Origin of the sequence: Ralstonia sp. 1138 (genome assembly GCF_040544795.1) — a bacterium.
Lineage (GTDB): Bacteria > Pseudomonadota > Gammaproteobacteria > Burkholderiales > Burkholderiaceae > Ralstonia > Ralstonia flatus.
The window spans coordinates 907,976-925,634 of sequence record NZ_JBEPKQ010000001.1 but is presented as its reverse complement, the minus strand read 5'-3'; the positions used below and the strand labels follow the sequence as shown (position 1 = coordinate 925,634).

The following is a 17,659-nucleotide window of genomic DNA, read 5'->3' as shown; positions in this document are numbered from 1 at the left end:
CTTCTTGATTCCCGTCAGGTTGGCGCGAAGGGTGGCGGCATCGAGCGCATGAACCGATCCGCCTCCTGACAGGCCAGTTCGGCCACTAGGCGGATTGCGTCAGATGCCCGGCTTTCGAGATAGCTCACCACGAGCCCCTGCGGTGGCAACGGCAAATCCGTAGGGAGGACTCTCAGCTCGCCTCGCTCGACCTCGTCTCTCATCGGCGGCAGTGGCACAAACGCGTTGCCGAACCCGCACTTCACAAATCTGGCGATGGCGGCGATCGAATTGACGCAGTGGACCGTCCCCATTGGCAGCCCCACCCGACGGTAGACATCCTTCAGCACAAGATACGGTTGCGAACCTCGACTCATTGTCACAACGGGTTGGGACAGCAACACACGGATATCCGGAGCGGGTGCACCCACTTCCGGACGCCCGACCCAACCCAAGGCCATCGGCAGACACGTGATGCTCACAATGCCATCGCCCACCAGTTGATCCGTCTGGAGGGCGATATCAATCTCTTCGTCGCGCAAGCTCTTGTGCAACCGCTCGGTTGACTCGGAACTAAGTTGCACTTCGATGGCAGGGTTTGAAGTTCGCAGATGCTCGATGAAACCAACGAGCCATGTGTGGACGACGCTGTCGATCGCGCCGATGCGGACATTGCCAAGTATTGGCTGATCTGTACGGCCCAGCTGCATGATGTATTCCTGCAGTTCGAGCATGCGCTCGCCATAGCCAATCAGCCGTAAGCCCGCGGGCGTGAGTCGGAGGTCTCGGGCATCGCGGTCAAACACACGCGCCCCGATCTCCTCTTCGAGCGAAGCAATTCGGTTCGAAATTGCCGCTTGAGTGATATGCAGCCGCTCCGCGGCCGCACGGAAACTCCCGAGTTTCACGACAAGGATGAAGCTCTGAAGAAAGCGCGTGTTCATCGCCAACTCTGCTTTGATAAAGCGTCTAGTGTGCGCGGCGCACGCGGCTTGGACAACCTGTGCAGACCAAGCCTAGGCAAATCGAAGACCCCGGATTTTCCCTAACCCGCTGGCGCGGGGCCTCTTTGCAGCGTCACTCACTTTCCGATTGCACCGGCAGATCACCGCATCGGAGTTCACCCCTGGAGTCGCCGCTTCCATGGCGCAGTTGCAGGGGTGCACGCCCCAGGCTGAAGCCGGCACGCTGCAGAACGGTGCATACGAATGGCTCTTTGCAAAAGAAAAATCTATCAGGTTGCCCAAAGAAAACCCGTTTGAGCCGACACGACGCGCTGCGTAGCATCAATGACACCGAACCGGAGGAGAGTCATGAACACGGAACAAACTGGACGCACAAAAAAACAGAGTGCGCGCGCCTTCATCGTATCGCTGTCAGGCACAAGCCTGGAGTGGTACGACTTCGCTATTTACTCGTCGGCATCAGCCCTCATTTTCGGAAGCGTCTTCTTCCCATCTGGTGATCCGCTGTCCAGCACCTTGCTGGCGTTCGGAACCTATGCGGTGGGTTATGTCGCCAGACCGCTTGGGGGCATCCTGTTTGGTAGGCTTGGCGATGTCATTGGGCGTAAGAACATTCTTGTCTGGACGCTTTTGCTGATCGGCATTGCCACCGTCCTTGTCGGATTGATTCCGTCGTACGCGTCGATTGGTATCGCCGCCCCAGTCATCCTTGTTCTGCTGCGCATGGCGCAAGGGGTTGGCGTCGGCGGTGAATGGGCTGGCGCCGTCCTCATCTCGAGCGAGCACAGCGATCCACGCCGTCGCGGCTTCGCGGGCTCCGCTGCACAGATGGGGCCGCCGCTTGGCAACCTGATGGCCAACGGTGTGCTGGCCCTTCTTGCGGCATTGATGTCTCGCGAGGCGTTTCTCACTTGGGGTTGGCGCGTTGCTTTTCTGATGTCGGCCGTGCTTGTTGGTGTGGGCATCTGGATTCGAATCAAGGTGGAAGAAACGCCCGTCTTCGAAGCCATCAAGCAGCAGGGCAAGGTCTCTCAGTCGCCCATGCTCGACGTATTGAAGTACGAGCCGAAACGGCTCCTTGCGGCCACGATGATTCGGATGTGCCCCGATGTCATGTACGCGATGTCCACCGTTTTCGTACTTACCTATGCGACGCGCGTTCATGGTCTCAAGCCCAGCGAAGCCATGGTTGCCGTCGTGATCGGCTCCTTGTTCCAGACGTTCATGATTCCGGCATTCGGCTATCTGTCCGATCGGGTCAGACGACGCTCCATCTATGCGGTGGGCGCGCTGTGTGCTGTTGCGTGGCCGTTCATCTTCTTCCCCTTGATGGAAAGCATGGGGTACACAGGGATCGTGCTCGCAGTGATTGGCGGCCTCTTCACCAATTCATTGATGTATGGGCCGCAGGCGGCGCTCGTGTCGGAGCAGTTCAGTCCCCGCCTTCGCTACGCCGGCAGCTCGCTCGCATACACGCTTGGCGGCGTCATCGGCGCTGCCATCGCGCCATGGCTCTTCACGTACCTGCTCGGAACCTACGGGAACTGGCAAGCACTGGCTGCTTACATCGTGCTCACCGCCGTCGTGACGGGCATTGGCCTAGTACTGTGCCGTGACCCCGACTACGAGGAAGACATTGCGCTTGCAAGTAGTTCGCACGGCGCAGAGTTTCGCCCTGAGCCGCTTGCTGCCGCAGCACTGAGCCAGGAGCCGGCACGGTACTGAATAAGACGACGCATTTCTCGGATGTGCCTATCGCGCAAGCCACAGCGTCCGAGAGCGAGACACCACCACATGAGGTACGGCAAGCATGCCCATTCAAACCGACTACATCCTGATTTCTTCCATGGACGTCGCCCCGGAGTACGAGGCGCTGTTTAACGAGGTCTACGACACAGAGCACACGCCCTCGCTGCTCGCGGTGCCCGGCGTACGCAGTATTCAGCGCTTCAAGGGCGAACCATTCTCGATGGCCATCGGCTCCGGCGTGATGGACAAGGAGGCCCCCGCTCCCATCTACACAGCTGTCTATGAAATAGATGACCCGAGCGTACTCACCAGCCCCGAATGGGCACGTGCCGTTGAAGAGGGTCGATGGGCTGCACAGGTTCGTCCGCACACGCGCAATCGTCACCATGCTGTCTACGCCTGCCTAGCGAAGAATGATTGAAATGGCCAGGGTTCGCGTGAGAGAAAGCGTCCCACATTGGGCCTCCCGGGGCGACTTGGCGCTTGATACGGCAAATGGCACTCCCGCATCGACGCGACACGCACGCGTGCATGCCGCGGGGTCGGGGGCGATTCTGTTCGATCCGTCGACGGGCGCGTTCGATGCCGCGATCCAGCAGCGCTTGATCGCTCTTGTCCATCGCATGCGCACCGAGCTTGGAAACGATCCTGCCTGCGAGCTTGTGCCCGGCGTCAACAACCTGCTGTTTATCTTCAATCCGCTCGCGTTGCATCCGGCCCAAGCCGAGCAATGGCTCAGGCAGTTGTGGGAGACAACCGAGCCGCTTGCCAGCACGGGCCGCGACATTGAGATACCGGTTGTCTATGGCGGTGCGACAGGAGAGGACTTGACCGCCCTTGCTAACGGCGCATCGCTGTCGGTTGAGGAGTATGTGGACCGCCACAGTGCCGCTCTCTATACCGTTGCGTGCGTGGGATCGATGCCGGGCTTCGCCTACATGACCGGCTTGCCACCGGAGTTGACCGTCCCAAGGCGAACGGTGCCGCGCATGAAAGTAGCGGCGGGGGCCGTCATTGTGGGTGGCAATCAGGCGGGTGTGATGCCGTGTACGGCGCCCTCGGGTTGGCACATCGTGGGGGCGACGCAGATCGAAATGTTCAACCCGCATCGAAAGCCCGCGTGCTTGTTGTCACCCGGCGACCGCGTCCGGTTTCTGGTGAAAGGAATCGAGCCGTGATTGAGATTCTTACAAACGGAGCACCCAACCTCATCCAGGATTTGGGGCGTCCGGGGACCATGGCATTGGGCGTCAGCCGTAACGGAGCAATGGACACGGTGGCCATGTCACTTGCCAACGCACTGGTGGGCAACGAAGCCAGCGCCGCCGCCATTGAGATCTGCCTGTTTCCCTTCCGCGCACGGTTCGAAGCGGATACGGAATTTGCCGTGACGGGTGCCGATTGTGCGGTCCGGCTGGATGATGAACGCGTCGCCCCGTGGTGGGGGCGCAGCGCTCGGGCAGGGCAGTCCCTTTCGATCGAACGGCCAAAGCGTGGGGCGCGGGCTTACGTCGCGCTGCGCGGGGGCATCGATGTCGAGCCCGTGCTTGGGTCCAGGTCAACCGATCTGAAAGCCGGCTTCGGTGGCCTGGAAGGGCGAGGCTTGCGACGAGGGGACACACTAAAGTCAAACGTCGTGCAAAGACGCGACCATCGCAATACCGGCCTTGGCATTGTTCCCCGCGATGTTCCCGCGTTGTGGCGGGAGCTGGCGTCGGGATACGTGACGGTGCGGACGTTGCCTGCCGCCGAGTACGGGCTCTTTACCGCCGAAGCGCGACACGCATTCCAACACGCCGACTATGAAGTCACACCTGAGGCCAACCGGGTCGGCTATCGGCTAGCTGGCCCATGCCTGTCAGTTGCAGCGCCGGTGGAGTTGCTTTCGCACGGCATTGTTCCTGGAACGGTGCAGGTTCCTCCATCCGGGCAACCGATCGTGCAACTTGCCGATGCAAACACCTGCGGCGGCTACCCAAAGATCGCGACCATCATCGAGGCCGACCTATGGCGACTGGCGCAAGCGCCCATTGGGTGCCGAATCCGGTTTGCCATGACCGATATCGACTCCGCACTGTCTGCGCTGCGGGCACAGATGGAAGAACACGCCAAGCTTCGCGGCAGCCTCGCGCTCATGGCGCAGCGTGGTTGACTCCGCCCAATCCAAACACTGCAAATCAAAGAGAACTCACCCATGAACGCACGCGGCAACATCCTTGAAGTCGATCTCAACTCCGATATGGGGGAGGGCTACGGCGCATATCGCATGGGAGACGATGAGGCAATCCTCGACATCGTCACCTCGGCCAACGTCGCATGTGGCATGCACGCCGGCGATCCAGAGATCATGGTGAAAACCTACAGGCTGGCGAAAGAGCGCGGCGTGGCAATTGGCGCGCACCCCGGCTTCCCAGACCTCTGGGGCTTCGGGCGCAGGGTCCTTCCCTATACGCCGGGCGAGATCGAGCGTCTGGTTGCGTATCAGATCGGCGCCGCCGAGGCACTTGCGAGGTATGCCGGCCATCGCATCACCTACGTAAAAGCCCATGGCGCCTTGGGAAACCTGACGCAAACCGATGTGGAGATCGCAACCGCCATCGCCCGCGCGATCAAGGCTGTCAATCCTGAATTGATCTGCATGACGTTTGCAGGTTCGGTGATGGAGCAGATCAGCGGTGAGCTTGGGCTCCAGGTGCGCCGGGAGGTGTTTGCCGATCGCGCCTATGACGAAGAAGGGCACCTCGTGCATCGCAAGACACCCGGCGCCGTGCTGCATGACACGGATCAAGTTGCGAGCCGGATGCTGCGAATGGTGCAGGCTGGCGGCATTGAAACCATCTCCGGACGCATGCTGCCAGTGCAGATCGACACGATCTGCGTGCACAGCGACACCCCTGGCGCGATCGAGATGGCCGCCAAGGTTCGTCGCACGCTCGAGCAAGCGGGTATCAGCGTCAAGTCGTTCAGCTAAGCGGCCTCTCACTTAACGACATTGCAATGCACATCGAAGACATCAAGGCTCTGATCCAGCGTCTGGACGCTGCACCGATCGGAGAGTTCGAATATCGGCGCGGGGCAGAAGGACTTCACATCGTCTTCTCCAGACCGTCGGCAACCGCACACCCCCACAACGGCACGGTTGCAGCACTCGTTGTTGACGCGCATGTCGCTCGGCAGACATCAGTCGTGCGTGCGCAGGCCGTAGGCGTCTATACGTGGTGCCACCCGCTGAGCGAAGTGCCGCCTGCGGTGGAAGGTGACCTTGTAGCCGTAGGCCAGCACCTGGGCTATATCAGCGTTGCTTCGGTGGTCAGCGCGGTGCATGCGCCTTGCCAGGGCAGTCTTCTCCGCCGCATCGCAAAAGACGGATGCATTGTCGGGTACGGTGATCCGCTCGTCGAAATCGAGGACACCGTCGGCATGGCGTAGTTGTCTACTGCTTCCGGCTAGCCAATCGGTCGGCATCCAGACAGTCGTATGCAAGCAATGGCTGGAGCGTATGTCGTTCCTCAAACACGCCGCAGCAACGTCATCCCCTCCAACCGGCTCACCCCCGCAAAACCCACTGGCCCTCTAGACAACAACCGAGTCGGCCCGGCCAGCCACCGGCACAGCGGAAAGCCTGTGAAGCTGCCGCGCACCACGTCTTGCGGCTCCAAATCCACGTCCAGCTCAAGCTCCCAGCCCGCGGCAATGGCGAATGTGTCTGCCGCACGGCTGATGGCTTCGGCCGCGTCCAGCAGGTGAGGCTCCAGTTGCGCGAGCGGCATATTCAGCGGCACAGGCAGCGACACCAAAAAGCTGACCCGCAGGGCATTGCTTTCCGTATGGATGCTGCTGCGCGTGCCATCAAGCGGCGCCACACGGTCGCCATACACGAAGAGCAGTTCGTGCTTGCCGGTCTGCTCTTCAAGCAGGCGCGGGGCTGCGGACCACGCTTCGCATTCCGACATCCCCGTCACGTAGTTGATGCGAAATACCTCCTGCGGCTCACCAAAGAACCGGGCAAAGGCCGCTGCCAGTGCGGAAATGGTCGTCAGCCGATCAGCGGGCGATGTCGCGCGCTCCAGCACGATGGCGACATTCATGTGCTCGGGCATGGCGTTGGGGATTGGGGTGGCGTGTGTGGGCCGCTGTTGATGGCTTATTTCTTCTCGTATTTCTCGTACGGTGCGACGTATTTCTCATACGACGTAAAAACGTCTTCGATCATGGAAATGTCCGGTGCGAAGAAATACCCCATCACGGCCAAGATGCATCGGCCGACAGTGCCAGTGTGTTGCCAGATCATGTAGAACACGAACGCCAAGACGATCCACGCCACCAGCATCCACACGCGGCGCCATCGATACGCCGTGTATTGCTCGCGTGTCATCTTGGACGTCTGGGGCAACCGTTTCATTTGGGCTTCGAGCATGGGCAATTGGCCTAGTTGATAGGTGGCCGATCAGTGCGCGCAGGCATCCAGCAACTTCTTCCTGTAGTCCTCCTGCCCCGTAGTCATGTTTGCCACTGCGGCATTTACGGTAGATATGCACTGCGCAATGGCGTCCTTGGAGGCACTGACCTTGGCGGCTTCGGTCAGGTTTTGTGAAGCCACGCCCGTTGAGAAAACCTTGCCAGCGAGCAAGGCGACCGACGTGGTGGGCGCACTCTTTCCATCGGTTACGGTTGCGGCCGCACCACCGGACACGTTGCCGTCAAACCGACCGTAGACCGAGAAAGCATCCGTCTTGGTTTGTTGGATAAGACCGGCCGCTTCAGCCGCCGCAGCACGTTTCTGGCTAGCGTCGGCTTGCGCTCTTTCTAGCTGGGCGGTGACGGTTGGAACGTCGCCAGTCAACTCGGAATGGCTTTGAGTAAAGGAGTCGAGCGCCTTCTTGGCGTTATCTGTTGCAGCGTTGGCATTCACCAATTCGTTTGCATCGGCCGCTGGGGTTTTCTTCTCTGACAGCTTCGTACTGATGTCTGACGCGTTGCGATATGCAGTGGTGAGGCGATCTTTTTCCTTCAAGGCGCTCAGTTGGCTGGAGAGTGTTTGCACCTCGTTCAACGCTTTGACGTAGTCATCGATCTTCCGCGCGTTGTTGTCGCTTGTGGCCGTGTTTTGATCCTTCTTGCCATCGAGTGAACCGTTACTTGCCTGGATGGTTGTTACCGTCGGAACGACCGGACTCCCCGCGGGGACTTTTGGCGTAACCGCAACCGGTACGTACGCCGCATCCACGATATCGACACCCGCACTGACCGTAATGCCCGAAGAACTCGCCGGGTTTGACGTCAATGAAATCCCCACCGTGCTGCGTGATGAGTAAATCAGTGCCGATTGCGGCAGTGCGGTGCATCCGGACAGCGCATAGGCGATGGCTGCCGCCGTTGCGGTTTTTGCGTACATGACCCCCTCCCTCGGTTGCCTATCAATCCACGGTGCAGATGTTTTTGCCCGCGGAGATGGTTTCTAGTAGTTCTTTCGCTTTCTGCAGGTCGGATGGGTTTCGGACAACCAGCACGACCTTGCAAGGCGCGTCGCCCGCAATGACCACCCGCTCCTCTTTTGCCAGGCCGATCGCCACACCGTCCTGCAGCGGAATGACGCCAATGCCCTCTGTTTTTACAACCAGCGTTCCGCGCGCGTCGCCAGACTCAATGCGCACCGTGCCCGCGTGATACGACACCGCTGTTTGCGCCGGGCCGGATACCTGTACAACTGTGCAGCCGCAAACCGTCAAGCTCATCACCGCTGCAGCCGAAAACGCCAGTATTCGCAGGGGCATACGGGTGGCGGTAGGTAATGGGTCGGTGATATTGCTGCGCAATATATGAACTGCCGGCCGCGTTATGTTGTTCTGCGTGGTTTGGGCATCCTACTGCACAGATGCGACATCTCGCCTCCCTCCAGAGGGGTAATCTCAATCGGAATAAACCTGTTGATTTGGGGCTGCCAAGCGGCAATCCGTGGGTTATGCTGTTCGCCAATAAAAGCAAAGCGCTAATAACCAAAACGGATTATAAAAAAGCGCCTAATCAAAAATATCTAAAGGGGCGGTATGGCAACACTCATCCCCAGTCTCAATAGCTGCCTGGGGCGCATGACCTCGGGCGAGAAGCGTTTTGCTCGACGGCTCGAGGCGTTTCTTGAGAACGATTATCTGTGCTGGTACGACGTGACGGTCGGCATTAAGCGCAGGCGGCCGGACTTCCTGATCTTGAATCCGCACCGGGGTTTGCTGGCGCTGGAGGTCAAGGACTGGAAAATCGGCAGCATTATTCGGCTCGACCCTCAACTCGTAGAAGCCGATTTTGACGGCAAGTTGGTCAAGGACGTGAACCCGCTGCTCAAATCGCGCGAGTTCATGACGGCCACGGTGGACATGCTCAAGCGTGACCCTCTGTTGGTTGAGCCTGCTACCAGCAAGTACGCAGGCAAGCTCTGTATGCCCTACGGCCACGGGTTGGTGTTGCCCAATATCTCGCGGCAAGAGTTCGAGACGTCCGGCATGCAAGACGTGATGCCCGGTCGCCTAGTCATCTGCAAAGACGAGATGACCGAATCCGTTGACCCTGAAGCCTTCCAGCAGCGGTTGTGGAACATGTTCACGCAGCCGTTCCGCTGCCTGCTTGAACTGCCGCAGATCGACCGTATCCGCTGGCACCTCTTCCCCGATGTGCGCATCGTCAGCCGGCAAGGCAGCCTGTTCGAGGCTGATGACGAACCGGCCACGCGGGCTGCTCGCCCCGCCATTCCCGATCTCATCCGCGTCATGGATTTGCAGCAAGAGCAACTTGCCCGCAGCTTGGGGGATGGGCATCGCGTTATTCATGGCGTGGCTGGCTCCGGCAAGACAATGATCCTCGGCTATCGCGCGGAGTACCTTGCGCAAGCGTCTGGCAAGCCTGTGCTTGTGCTGTGTTTCAACCGTGCGCTTGCGCAGAAGCTGACGGGATGGATGGAGCACAAGGGGCTGTCACAAAAGGTGCATGTGCGTACCTTCCACAGTTGGTGCGTGGACATGGCAACGACGTACCAGCTCGACAAGCCGGCCGCCCTGTGGCGCGACGAAGACTATGCCGTGCTCGTTCAGAACGTGATCGAGGGCGTGAATCGCGGTCAAGTGCCGGCAGGGCAATACAGCGCGTTATTGCTCGACGAGGGTCATGACTTCGACCCTGCATGGCTACGGCTGGTTGTGCAGATGGTCGACCCGGAGACCAATTCCGTGCTGGTCATGTACGACAGCGCGCAAGACATCTATCAAAAGTCTCGCAAGCTCAAGTTCAGCTTTTCCAGCGTCGGCATTCAGGCGCGTGGGCGCACCACCATCCTCAAGCTCAACTACCGCAATAGCGCCGAAGTGCTGGGGGTGGCCCACGCCTTTGCGAATGACTTGCTGACCGCTGAAGACGCCGAAGAAGACGGCGCACCGCTTATCCCCCCGGAAACAGCGGGGCGCCACGGCAACGCGCCGGAGTTCATTCGCTTGCCGACATTCAAGGCAGAACTGGACTACGTGGCTGACCGTCTGCGCGCGGCAAATGAGGCGGGCACGCGTTGGCGCGACATGGCCGTGCTCACCTACCTCAAGACGCAGCGCGCCGATGTGATTAGCCACCTGCAGGCGGCCAACATTCCTGTGAGCAAAGGCTTGAGCAAGCACGACAAGGACAGCGTGAACGTGCTCACGCTACATGGCAGCAAGGGGTTGGAGTTTCCGTTTGTGGCGATTCCCGGGTTGGGGCAATTGCCGCTTGCGAAGCATGACGCCAATGAACAAGCGCGCGTGTTGTACGTGGGGATGACGCGAGCGATGAATGAGTTGGTGATGACGGCGGATCGGGATTCTGAGTTCGCTGTCAGGGTGGAGGAGGCTTGTGGGGGTGCGTTGGTGGCGTAGGGCGACGACAGTAGCGTACGAGACCAATATTTGGGGAGGCTGAAATGAAGGGTCAAGAAAAAAGCATCGCATCTGTGAACATACAAAATTCCTTTGAGAAATGGCTATCCGAAAGGCATAAATGGTTGCAGACCGCGGCCTCCAGAATGATCAGCACAAAAGTGCGACCTGATTCTGCCGCCATACACGCTTTAGCAGACCTGTGCTTGGCTGAGGCCGCAAGGACAGAGGGCACGAAGTTTGAAGTTGTGGCACCGGGTTCATTGGCGCAGGCGGCGGCTCAACCAAAAATCCATTTACGCAAGCTTAGCGATGTGACTGGTGTCAATGCGATCAAGGAAGGCGCAACTCTAGATTTTGGCGTAACCGGTTTAACTGTGGTTTACGGTACCAATGGATCAGGAAAAACTGGTTATTCCAGACTCATAAAGCAAATCTGCGGCTCGCGCGCAAAGGAAGATTTATTGGGTAATGTCTTCCGTAAGCAACAATCAAAGCTGTCAGCGCGGGTTCATTTGCGTATTGGTGAGTCCGAAGAGAGCGTTGAGTGGAGTCCATCGAGTGGGGCTGTTCCTAAGTTACGTCATGTTCACTTGTTTGACTCAAGCGTAGCGTCGTTATATTTCGGCCAAAAAAATGAGGCGACGTACGAGCCTTCGAGAATGAGGTTTGTGTCCTCGCTCATAAAGATATGCGATGAGGTTTCATCGGAGTTGAGTGAAAGGAAAAATAAGCTTTTATCAAAACTTCCAAAACCTCCCCAGGGGTTAGAAAGTACCTCCGCGGTAAAGTGGTTAAATGGTTTAAAGGCGGGAATTAAACAGGAAGAAGTCGAGGTTGCCTGCAAATATACGCCCGAGATGGACAGCGAACGTATCGCAGGAGAGGCCGCTCTTGCTGAGAAAGACATCCCAGGACGTCTTAGAGCGATCGAACGTGAAACGCGTGCACTGAACAGTGTCCGGGAGATGGTCGAGGGGTGGAAAACCTCGCTGGGCGACGAAGCGCTGGGAAAACTTGTTGCCGCTCGGGCTGACGCGTTGCACAAGCGTAAGTTGGCAACGGAGGACGCTTCCAAGGTTTTTGCAGACGCTCCTTTGGAGGGAGTAGGCCAAGATCTGTGGCGACAGCTTTGGGAGAAAGCACGTGAATTTTCCACGGCGCACGCTTACAAGGGGAGAGACTACCCTCAGACCGACGATCAAGCTAAATGTGTACTGTGTCAGCAAATATTGGAGCCAGACGCAAAGAAGCGCATGCAGCACTTTGAGGAGTTTGTGAAAAGCAGTTTGGAAAAGGACGCCGAGAAAGCTGAAAATTTATTGAAGGATTTGTCGAAAAAATTGCCGGCACTTCCTGATCAAACGGCATGGATCGCCAGTGCTAGTTCTATCAAGATAGATGAGGCGACGGCAATAGACTGGTTTAAGTCCCTTGAATTTTGTCGCGAGGAAGCGGGGGTTGTGGTCGTGAAAGAAGGCTTGCCTTCTATTGATTGGTCGATTGTGGATAAGCCTATCGGAACGGTATCTGCAATGCTTGCTGCAGAAAAGAAAGCTCTTTTGGAGATGCAGGAGGATGGAAAGAGGAAGCAGCTAGCGGCGCGTGTAAATGAATTGCTGGGTTCGCAATGGATAAATCGAGAATTAGAGTCCATTCGCGAAGAGATTGGTAGGCTCAACGCAGTCGCTGCTATTGATAGGGCAATTTCGTTGACGTCCACGGCAATTCTGACGAAGAAAAATAACGAGCTTTCTGAGCAAGAGCTAAAGAGCGGATATCAAGAGCGATTTTTTAAAGAACTGAAAGATTTAAATGGGGATAGATTGCCAGTCGAGCCTAGGAGTAGGCAGCAGGGGAAAGGAAAGGTAACTTTTTCACTTTGTCTCAAGAACGCGGGAGATGAGGTGAAGGCCGATCTGATTCTTAGCGAAGGCGAGAGGCGTATTATTTCGCTCGCAGCATTTCTTGCCGATATATCAGGATCAGGTCAGCCTACGCCATTCGTTTTTGACGATCCAATATCGTCTCTTGATCAGGACTTCGAAGAGCATGTTGTCGAGCGTTTGGTTAGACTTGCCGAAGAGCGCCAGGTAATTATTTTTACGCACAGGCTGTCGTTGCTCGCTTTAGTCGAGTCGGCTGTGAAGAAATTGCGCGAACAGGCTTTACTGGAGAAGAAAGACGCGCCAGTTGAATTGCATACAACGTCACTAAGGCGTCTAGGTGACGCTGTCGGGCTCGTGGCCGACGTTAGTATTCGCGAGGCTAAGCCTGAAAAAGCTCTGAACCGGCTTCGTGAGGAGACTCTAAAGCAGTTGCGTAAATTACATGACGCCGCTGACGTAGAGGGTTATGAGGAGCGAGTTAAGAGTTTTTGTAGCGATTTTCGTATATTGGTGGAGCGCTGCGTCGAAACCGTCCTTCTGAATGACGTGCTGGTGCGGTTCCGCCGGAGTATCACGACGCAAGGAAGAATCGGCGCGCTTTCGAAGATTGAGGCAGCAGACTGCTCAATGATTGATGATTTGATGACTCGATATTCCGTATTTGAGCATTCACAATCGAGCGAATTACCTGCGCAGAGCCCGAGCTTGGAAGTGCTCGAGAAAGATGCAGATATGTTGGCACAATGGATCAAAGACTTTGGGGCTCGAGCTGCGACTTAGTAATCCAGTTCAGTGCGCTTTCAGGTTGCACTAGGCATGCCGCCTTGCTTGGCCTGTTCCATACCGGCTAAACTCCCCGCGCTGCGGCAACAACCGCAGCCGAGACTGCAATCTCGATCGATCCGTCCGGAAGAAACATCAAGTTTCTACCGCTGCTGTCGTTCGCCCCTACGGGCGGGCCTCGGCAGGGAGGGCTTAGGCCCTGCCGTCTTGATGGATCGTCGGTATTGCAGACCTTGTCGTGTGCCCGCCCACCCTCACCGGTGGGTGGCTCCTCACTCAAACCAGAGGGCAAGACAATGGATCAACCGACCCAAGCCGTACCCATCCCACGCGGGCATCGCCCCGCAAACCATCAGTTCACCAGCATCGCGCAACGGCCACCGTCCGGAGGTGCCCGATGACCGTCAATGTCACGGAGAACCTCCTGTACGCACAGGGCGCCTTGGCGGCCAAGGAATATCTGCACAAGGCGCGGATGGACATGAAGATGCACCGCAACTTCCAGCCACAGACGTTGCGCTTTCACCAGCAGTTCTTCCTCAAGGACAAGGCCCTCGAATTTCAGGCCGGCTTTATGGACGCGATCGGGGCGTTCATGCTGAGCGCCCTGGATGGTGTGACGGTGGACTTGTTCCGGTGGGATGTTTTGAGCGTGCTTCAGCGCGCAAACCGTAAGAAATAACTAAAACAGCAGTAACGCGACCCCGAGACGGGCGGGGGCGCTATGTCGGGGCACAACGCCCAACCCTTCGCGTGCCGAGCCCAAAGGGCCAAACGCGACCCTCCAAGGCCCGACCGCCAAGGTCTGGGGCCCAAACGCCGAGCGCCAACCTCCATGCGCCGCTCGCAGACATTCAAATTTTCGACCTCAAACACTCGCGCGCCGAGCTTGGAGCGCCGTGTGTCGACCTAATACAGCCGAACGTGGCCCTCAGAGGGCGGAGCGCGGATGTCTGAGGTCCGATACATCGGAGCTTTGAGGGCCGAACGTGGGGTTCTGAGCCTCAAACATGGGGTTCGGAACTCCAAGAGTGAGGTTCTGAACTCCAAACGTAAGGCTCAGAGGTCCAAGCGTGAGGTTCAGAACTCGACACGTGGAGCTCAGAGCTCGGCGCGTGGAGCTCAGAACTCGGCGCGTGGAGCTCAGAGCTCGACACGTGGAGCTCAGAGCTCGAAGCTCGGAACGCAAAGCAAAGAAAGCGCGGTCCGTTTCCCCCTCTTGGTGGCGTTTTTGCCGCATCGAGGGGGGTGATGATCGTCGGGCGGCCGCCTCAAACGGAGTAATCCGGCATCCGCGTTCTGCGCCGCTTGCGTTCATATTGAAACGCGGTTTTCCACAGCCCCCCTTCCCTCGTGGGGTGCAAAAAAGAAGCCGGCTGCCGTGCGTCGCCGCAGTGAGTTGTTATGCAAAGCAATAAAGAGGCTGGTGTTGCGCCATCTCACCTGTATTTCGCAAGAAATAAACCTTTCGGTTTAGATCGCTTTGGCCTCCGTGTGCGGCTGCGAGCCCCTTTACGCTTCGGCAAAACAAGCTTCATGAAGAAGCACTTTGAGCGGGGAGCTCTATGACGGTGAAGGCGAAACTGACCGGCGCGTTCGGGGCGCTAGCTTTTCTGGTGGCGGTTGTTGCCGCAATCGGTTGCTATGAATTGAACGCGCTTGGGAACCAGTTCCGAGATTTCGAGCGCGGGCTGTATCTCAGATCAAAGCTTGCTGTCTCCGTACGGTCGGCGGTGAACCAGCGCGCCATTGCGGCGCGCAATGCGGTGCTCGCCTCGGACGAGTCCGCTCGTGCAAAGGAACTGCAAGCGGCCGAGAAAGCCCACGCCGATGTGGAGCAACAGCTCGCAAAGCTGGAGGCCGAAGCGCAGAACGGCCCGAACGTGACGGAAACGGCTCGCAAGCTGATCGCTGCCATTCGTGTTGTTGAAACGCGGTATGGGCCGGTCGTGCTTGAAATCGTGCGGCTGGCTCGGGCAGGCCAACGCGATGCAGCGGTCGAGATGATCAACCGCGATTGCATACCCCTGCTGGCTGCGCTGCGCGCCGCCGTCCGGGAGTTTGAGGACTACGCCAATGCACGCTCCACGCAGGCCGTGGAAAGCGCGCAAGCCTATGCCGCTTCTGGGGTCTGGGTGGGTGTGTGTGCTGGGCTCTTCGGTTTCGCGCTTGCCGGCATCTTGGGCTGGGCCATTGCCCGCAGCCTGCTGCGTTCGCTGGGCGCTGAACCGGCGGCGTTGGCAGTGTCGGCAACCCGCATCGCAGGGGGTGACTTCCGTCCGCAGGCCAGTTTTGCGCTGGCGCATCCGGGCAGTGTCCTGGCGTCTATGAAGACGATCTGCGATGGGCTGGGCACGCTGATCGGGCAGGTGGGCGAGGCCGCGCACTCCGTGTCCTCCGGTTCCACGCAAATTGCCAGCGGCAACGTTGATCTCTCCAGCCGCACGGAAGAACAAGCCTCCGCGCTCGAAGAAATGGCATCCAGCATGGAAGAGCTGACCACTACCGTGCAACAGAATGCGGCCCATGCGCAGCAGGCGGCCGCGCTGGCAACCAACGCGTCCAGCATCGCCCAACAGGGCAGCACCGATGTGGGCGATGTGGTCAACGTCATCACCAAGATCAGCGACGGCTCTGCCCGCATTGGTGAGATCACCGGCCTTATCGAAGGCATTGCCTTCCAGACCAACATCCTGGCGTTGAACGCGGCGGTGGAAGCCGCACGCGCGGGCGAGCAGGGCAGGGGGTTTGCCGTGGTGGCCAGCGAGGTGCGCGCCTTGGCGCAGCGCTCTTCCACGGCCGCAAAGGAAATCAAGGAGCTGATTGAATCGTCGCGCGAGCACGTCAAGGAAGGTGCCATCGTGGCGGATCGCGCTGGCAAGACGATGGAATCGGTTACCGCTTCCGTGGCCGCCGTGACGTCGCTGATCGAAGAGATTGCGGCGGCCTGCACGGAGCAAAGCCAGGGCATCGCACAGGTTCACATTGCCGTGTCAGAGATGGATGAAATGACACAGCGCAACGCCGCGCTGGTTGAAGAGGCTGCGGCCGCGTCGCAAGCACTTGAACAACAGGGCAAGGCGCTCGCCCACTCGGTGCAGAGCTTCCAGGTGGCATAGACGACCGGCCCCAAGGAGACACGAATGAATGACCATTCAGCAGACGCACGCGAGCGCGCGCGTGTACAAGCGGTGCTGGCTTGCGGCATCCTCGATACCGCCGATGACCCGAAGTTCGATCGGTTCACGCGGCTTGCCTGCCACGCGCTGGGCGTCCCGATGGCCCTGGTGTCGATTGTTGACGATCGGCGCCAGTGGTTTAAGTCCCGCCACGGGTTGGACGTGCGCGAGACCCCGCGCGACTGGGCCTTCTGCACCTACGCCATCCAGGGGACCGAGCCGTTCATCGTTGAAGACGCCGCCGCCGATCCGCTGTTCGCAAACAACCCCTTGGTGACGGGGCATCCGTTTATCCGCTTTTATGCGGGCGTACCGTTGCTCGATCGATCCGGTTATGCCCTGGGCACGTTGTGCGTGCTCGATGTGGTGCCCAGGCAGATCGATGCCGCACAGATTGCCGACCTGCAAGACCTCGCCCACCTCTGCTCGCACCTCATCACGTCTGACGCGGGCGCGAGCGCCGCTGTCTCTGCGTAATGCCGTGAGTGGGTCGGTGGCTCGTCAGCTTCCTGCAGTTGGTAACCCTGCGTCCGCACGGCCCCCTCCGCCGCGGACCTTCCGCTCGCCTCTTTGCGAGCGTTTTTTTCGCAGGCGGAGCCTCGGCCGCTGCTTCCCTATACGCCGCTTCGCCTACCGGCTGCGCTGATAAAGCGTCGCCAGCTCAGTGCGGTTGCGCGCCCCCATGCGCACGAGCAGTTGGCGCATGTGGCTTTTGACGGTTTCCACGCTGATATGCAGCCGTTCCGCAATCTCTGAGTTCGAGCGGCCGCACACCACCTCTTGAAGAACGTCGCACTGGCGGCGGGTGAGGGGCTTGGGCTCGGGCGTGGTGGGCGCGGGGTTGGCGGGCAGCAGCGCCTTCAACGTGCCGCTCAACATCTCCTGCACTTCCTCCAGCGCCATGGGCTGCAACGTGGGCGTGGAAGGCAGCCAGGTGGAATCGTTCAGTAGCGAGGTGTCGAGAAAGATCACCGCCAGTGGGGTGGGAGCATCGTCCCAACGCGCCACCAGGGCGGTCGATGCGAGGTTGGGGCGGCATGTGTCTGGCGGACTGGTTGGCAATCGCGTTCGCTCTGGCATGCGGGTTCCTCTTCCAAGGGCAATGTGCAACGTGTATTGATGCGGCGGCGCGGCTTGCAGGCGGCTGGCTGGCCTCCGCAGGCGCACTATCGCAAAGGCGGGCGGCGGGCAACCATCGCTATCCTTAGCGATGGTCAGCATGG

Annotated in this window: 17 protein-coding genes; 11 read left to right on the top strand and 6 right to left on the bottom strand. The window is 58.9% G+C overall.

The genetic code is table 11. From position 1 onward, the window contains the following. Window positions 1-14: 14 nt before the first annotated feature. Window positions 15-923, bottom strand: a complete 909-nt coding sequence (locus tag ABIC76_RS04015) for a LysR family transcriptional regulator (protein WP_354533063.1) — start codon at window positions 921-923, stop codon at window positions 15-17. Between the two features lie 369 nt (window positions 924-1,292). Between ABIC76_RS04015 and ABIC76_RS04010 the strand changes: the two genes are divergently transcribed. From ABIC76_RS04010 to ABIC76_RS03985, 6 genes are all read left to right on the top strand, one after another. Continuing rightward, window positions 1,293-2,669, top strand: coding sequence for an MFS transporter (locus ABIC76_RS04010; protein ID WP_354533062.1), 1,377 nt, complete (start codon window positions 1,293-1,295; stop codon window positions 2,667-2,669). A gap of 85 nt (window positions 2,670-2,754) precedes the next feature. Next, window positions 2,755-3,114 (top strand): hypothetical protein, encoded by a 360-nt coding sequence (locus tag ABIC76_RS04005; protein ID WP_354533061.1) that lies wholly within the window; start codon window positions 2,755-2,757, stop codon window positions 3,112-3,114. A 55-nt stretch (window positions 3,115-3,169) separates the two neighbouring features. Beyond that, the gene (gene pxpB, locus ABIC76_RS04000) at window positions 3,170-3,871 is read left to right on the top strand and encodes a 5-oxoprolinase subunit PxpB (protein ID WP_354533060.1); all 702 of its coding nucleotides are present in this window, start codon (window positions 3,170-3,172) and stop codon (window positions 3,869-3,871) included. Continuing rightward, window positions 3,868-4,845, top strand: a complete 978-nt coding sequence (locus ABIC76_RS03995; protein WP_354533059.1) for a 5-oxoprolinase subunit C family protein — start codon at window positions 3,868-3,870, stop codon at window positions 4,843-4,845. The genes pxpB and ABIC76_RS03995 overlap by 4 nt, the downstream gene beginning before the upstream one ends. A 42-nt stretch (window positions 4,846-4,887) precedes the next feature. Further along, entirely contained in the window at window positions 4,888-5,664 is a 777-nt protein-coding gene (locus ABIC76_RS03990; protein ID WP_354533058.1) for a LamB/YcsF family protein, read from the top strand. 26 nt (window positions 5,665-5,690) lie between these two features. Next, a complete protein-coding gene (locus ABIC76_RS03985) occupies window positions 5,691-6,122 on the top strand; it encodes a hypothetical protein (protein WP_354533057.1) in 432 nt (143 codons plus the stop codon). An 80-nt stretch (window positions 6,123-6,202) separates the two neighbouring features. Here ABIC76_RS03985 and ABIC76_RS03980 read toward each other — a convergent pair whose 3' ends face one another. The 4 genes from ABIC76_RS03980 to ABIC76_RS03965 are packed head-to-tail and all read right to left on the bottom strand — an operon-like array spanning window position 6,203 to window position 8,509. Further along, window positions 6,203-6,781 (bottom strand): hypothetical protein, encoded by a 579-nt coding sequence (locus tag ABIC76_RS03980; RefSeq protein WP_354533056.1) that lies wholly within the window; start codon window positions 6,779-6,781, stop codon window positions 6,203-6,205. 56 nt (window positions 6,782-6,837) lie between these two features. Further along, complete coding sequence (locus ABIC76_RS03975) at window positions 6,838-7,095, bottom strand: hypothetical protein (protein WP_354533055.1); 258 nt, start codon at window positions 7,093-7,095, stop codon at window positions 6,838-6,840. A 45-nt stretch (window positions 7,096-7,140) separates the two neighbouring features. Continuing rightward, complete coding sequence (locus ABIC76_RS03970; RefSeq protein ID WP_354533054.1) at window positions 7,141-8,088, bottom strand: hypothetical protein; 948 nt, start codon at window positions 8,086-8,088, stop codon at window positions 7,141-7,143. 22 nt (window positions 8,089-8,110) lie between these two features. Further along, window positions 8,111-8,509, bottom strand: a complete 399-nt coding sequence (locus ABIC76_RS03965) for a hypothetical protein (protein WP_354533053.1) — start codon at window positions 8,507-8,509, stop codon at window positions 8,111-8,113. 231 nt (window positions 8,510-8,740) lie between these two features. On the opposite strand from ABIC76_RS03965, the gene ABIC76_RS03960 reads away from it, so the two are divergent. The 5 genes from ABIC76_RS03960 (at window position 8,741) to ABIC76_RS03940 (ending at window position 16,913) form a co-directional block, all read left to right on the top strand. Then, window positions 8,741-10,585, top strand: a complete 1,845-nt coding sequence (locus ABIC76_RS03960) for a DEAD/DEAH box helicase (protein WP_354533052.1) — start codon at window positions 8,741-8,743, stop codon at window positions 10,583-10,585. Window positions 10,586-10,629: 44 nt separating this feature from the next. Then, complete coding sequence (locus ABIC76_RS03955) at window positions 10,630-13,254, top strand: AAA family ATPase (RefSeq protein ID WP_354533051.1); 2,625 nt, start codon at window positions 10,630-10,632, stop codon at window positions 13,252-13,254. Window positions 13,255-13,654: 400 nt separating this feature from the next. After that, window positions 13,655-13,939, top strand: a complete 285-nt coding sequence (locus ABIC76_RS03950; RefSeq protein ID WP_354533050.1) for a hypothetical protein — start codon at window positions 13,655-13,657, stop codon at window positions 13,937-13,939. 883 nt (window positions 13,940-14,822) lie between these two features. Continuing rightward, the gene (locus ABIC76_RS03945) at window positions 14,823-16,376 is read left to right on the top strand and encodes a methyl-accepting chemotaxis protein (RefSeq protein WP_354533049.1); all 1,554 of its coding nucleotides are present in this window, start codon (window positions 14,823-14,825) and stop codon (window positions 16,374-16,376) included. A 24-nt stretch (window positions 16,377-16,400) separates the two neighbouring features. After that, the gene (locus tag ABIC76_RS03940) at window positions 16,401-16,913 is read left to right on the top strand and encodes a GAF domain-containing protein (protein ID WP_354533048.1); all 513 of its coding nucleotides are present in this window, start codon (window positions 16,401-16,403) and stop codon (window positions 16,911-16,913) included. A 153-nt stretch (window positions 16,914-17,066) separates the two neighbouring features. Here ABIC76_RS03940 and ABIC76_RS03935 read toward each other — a convergent pair whose 3' ends face one another. Next, the gene (locus ABIC76_RS03935; protein WP_354533047.1) at window positions 17,067-17,516 is read right to left on the bottom strand and encodes a helix-turn-helix domain-containing protein; all 450 of its coding nucleotides are present in this window, start codon (window positions 17,514-17,516) and stop codon (window positions 17,067-17,069) included. Between the last annotated feature and the right edge of the window lie 143 nt (window positions 17,517-17,659).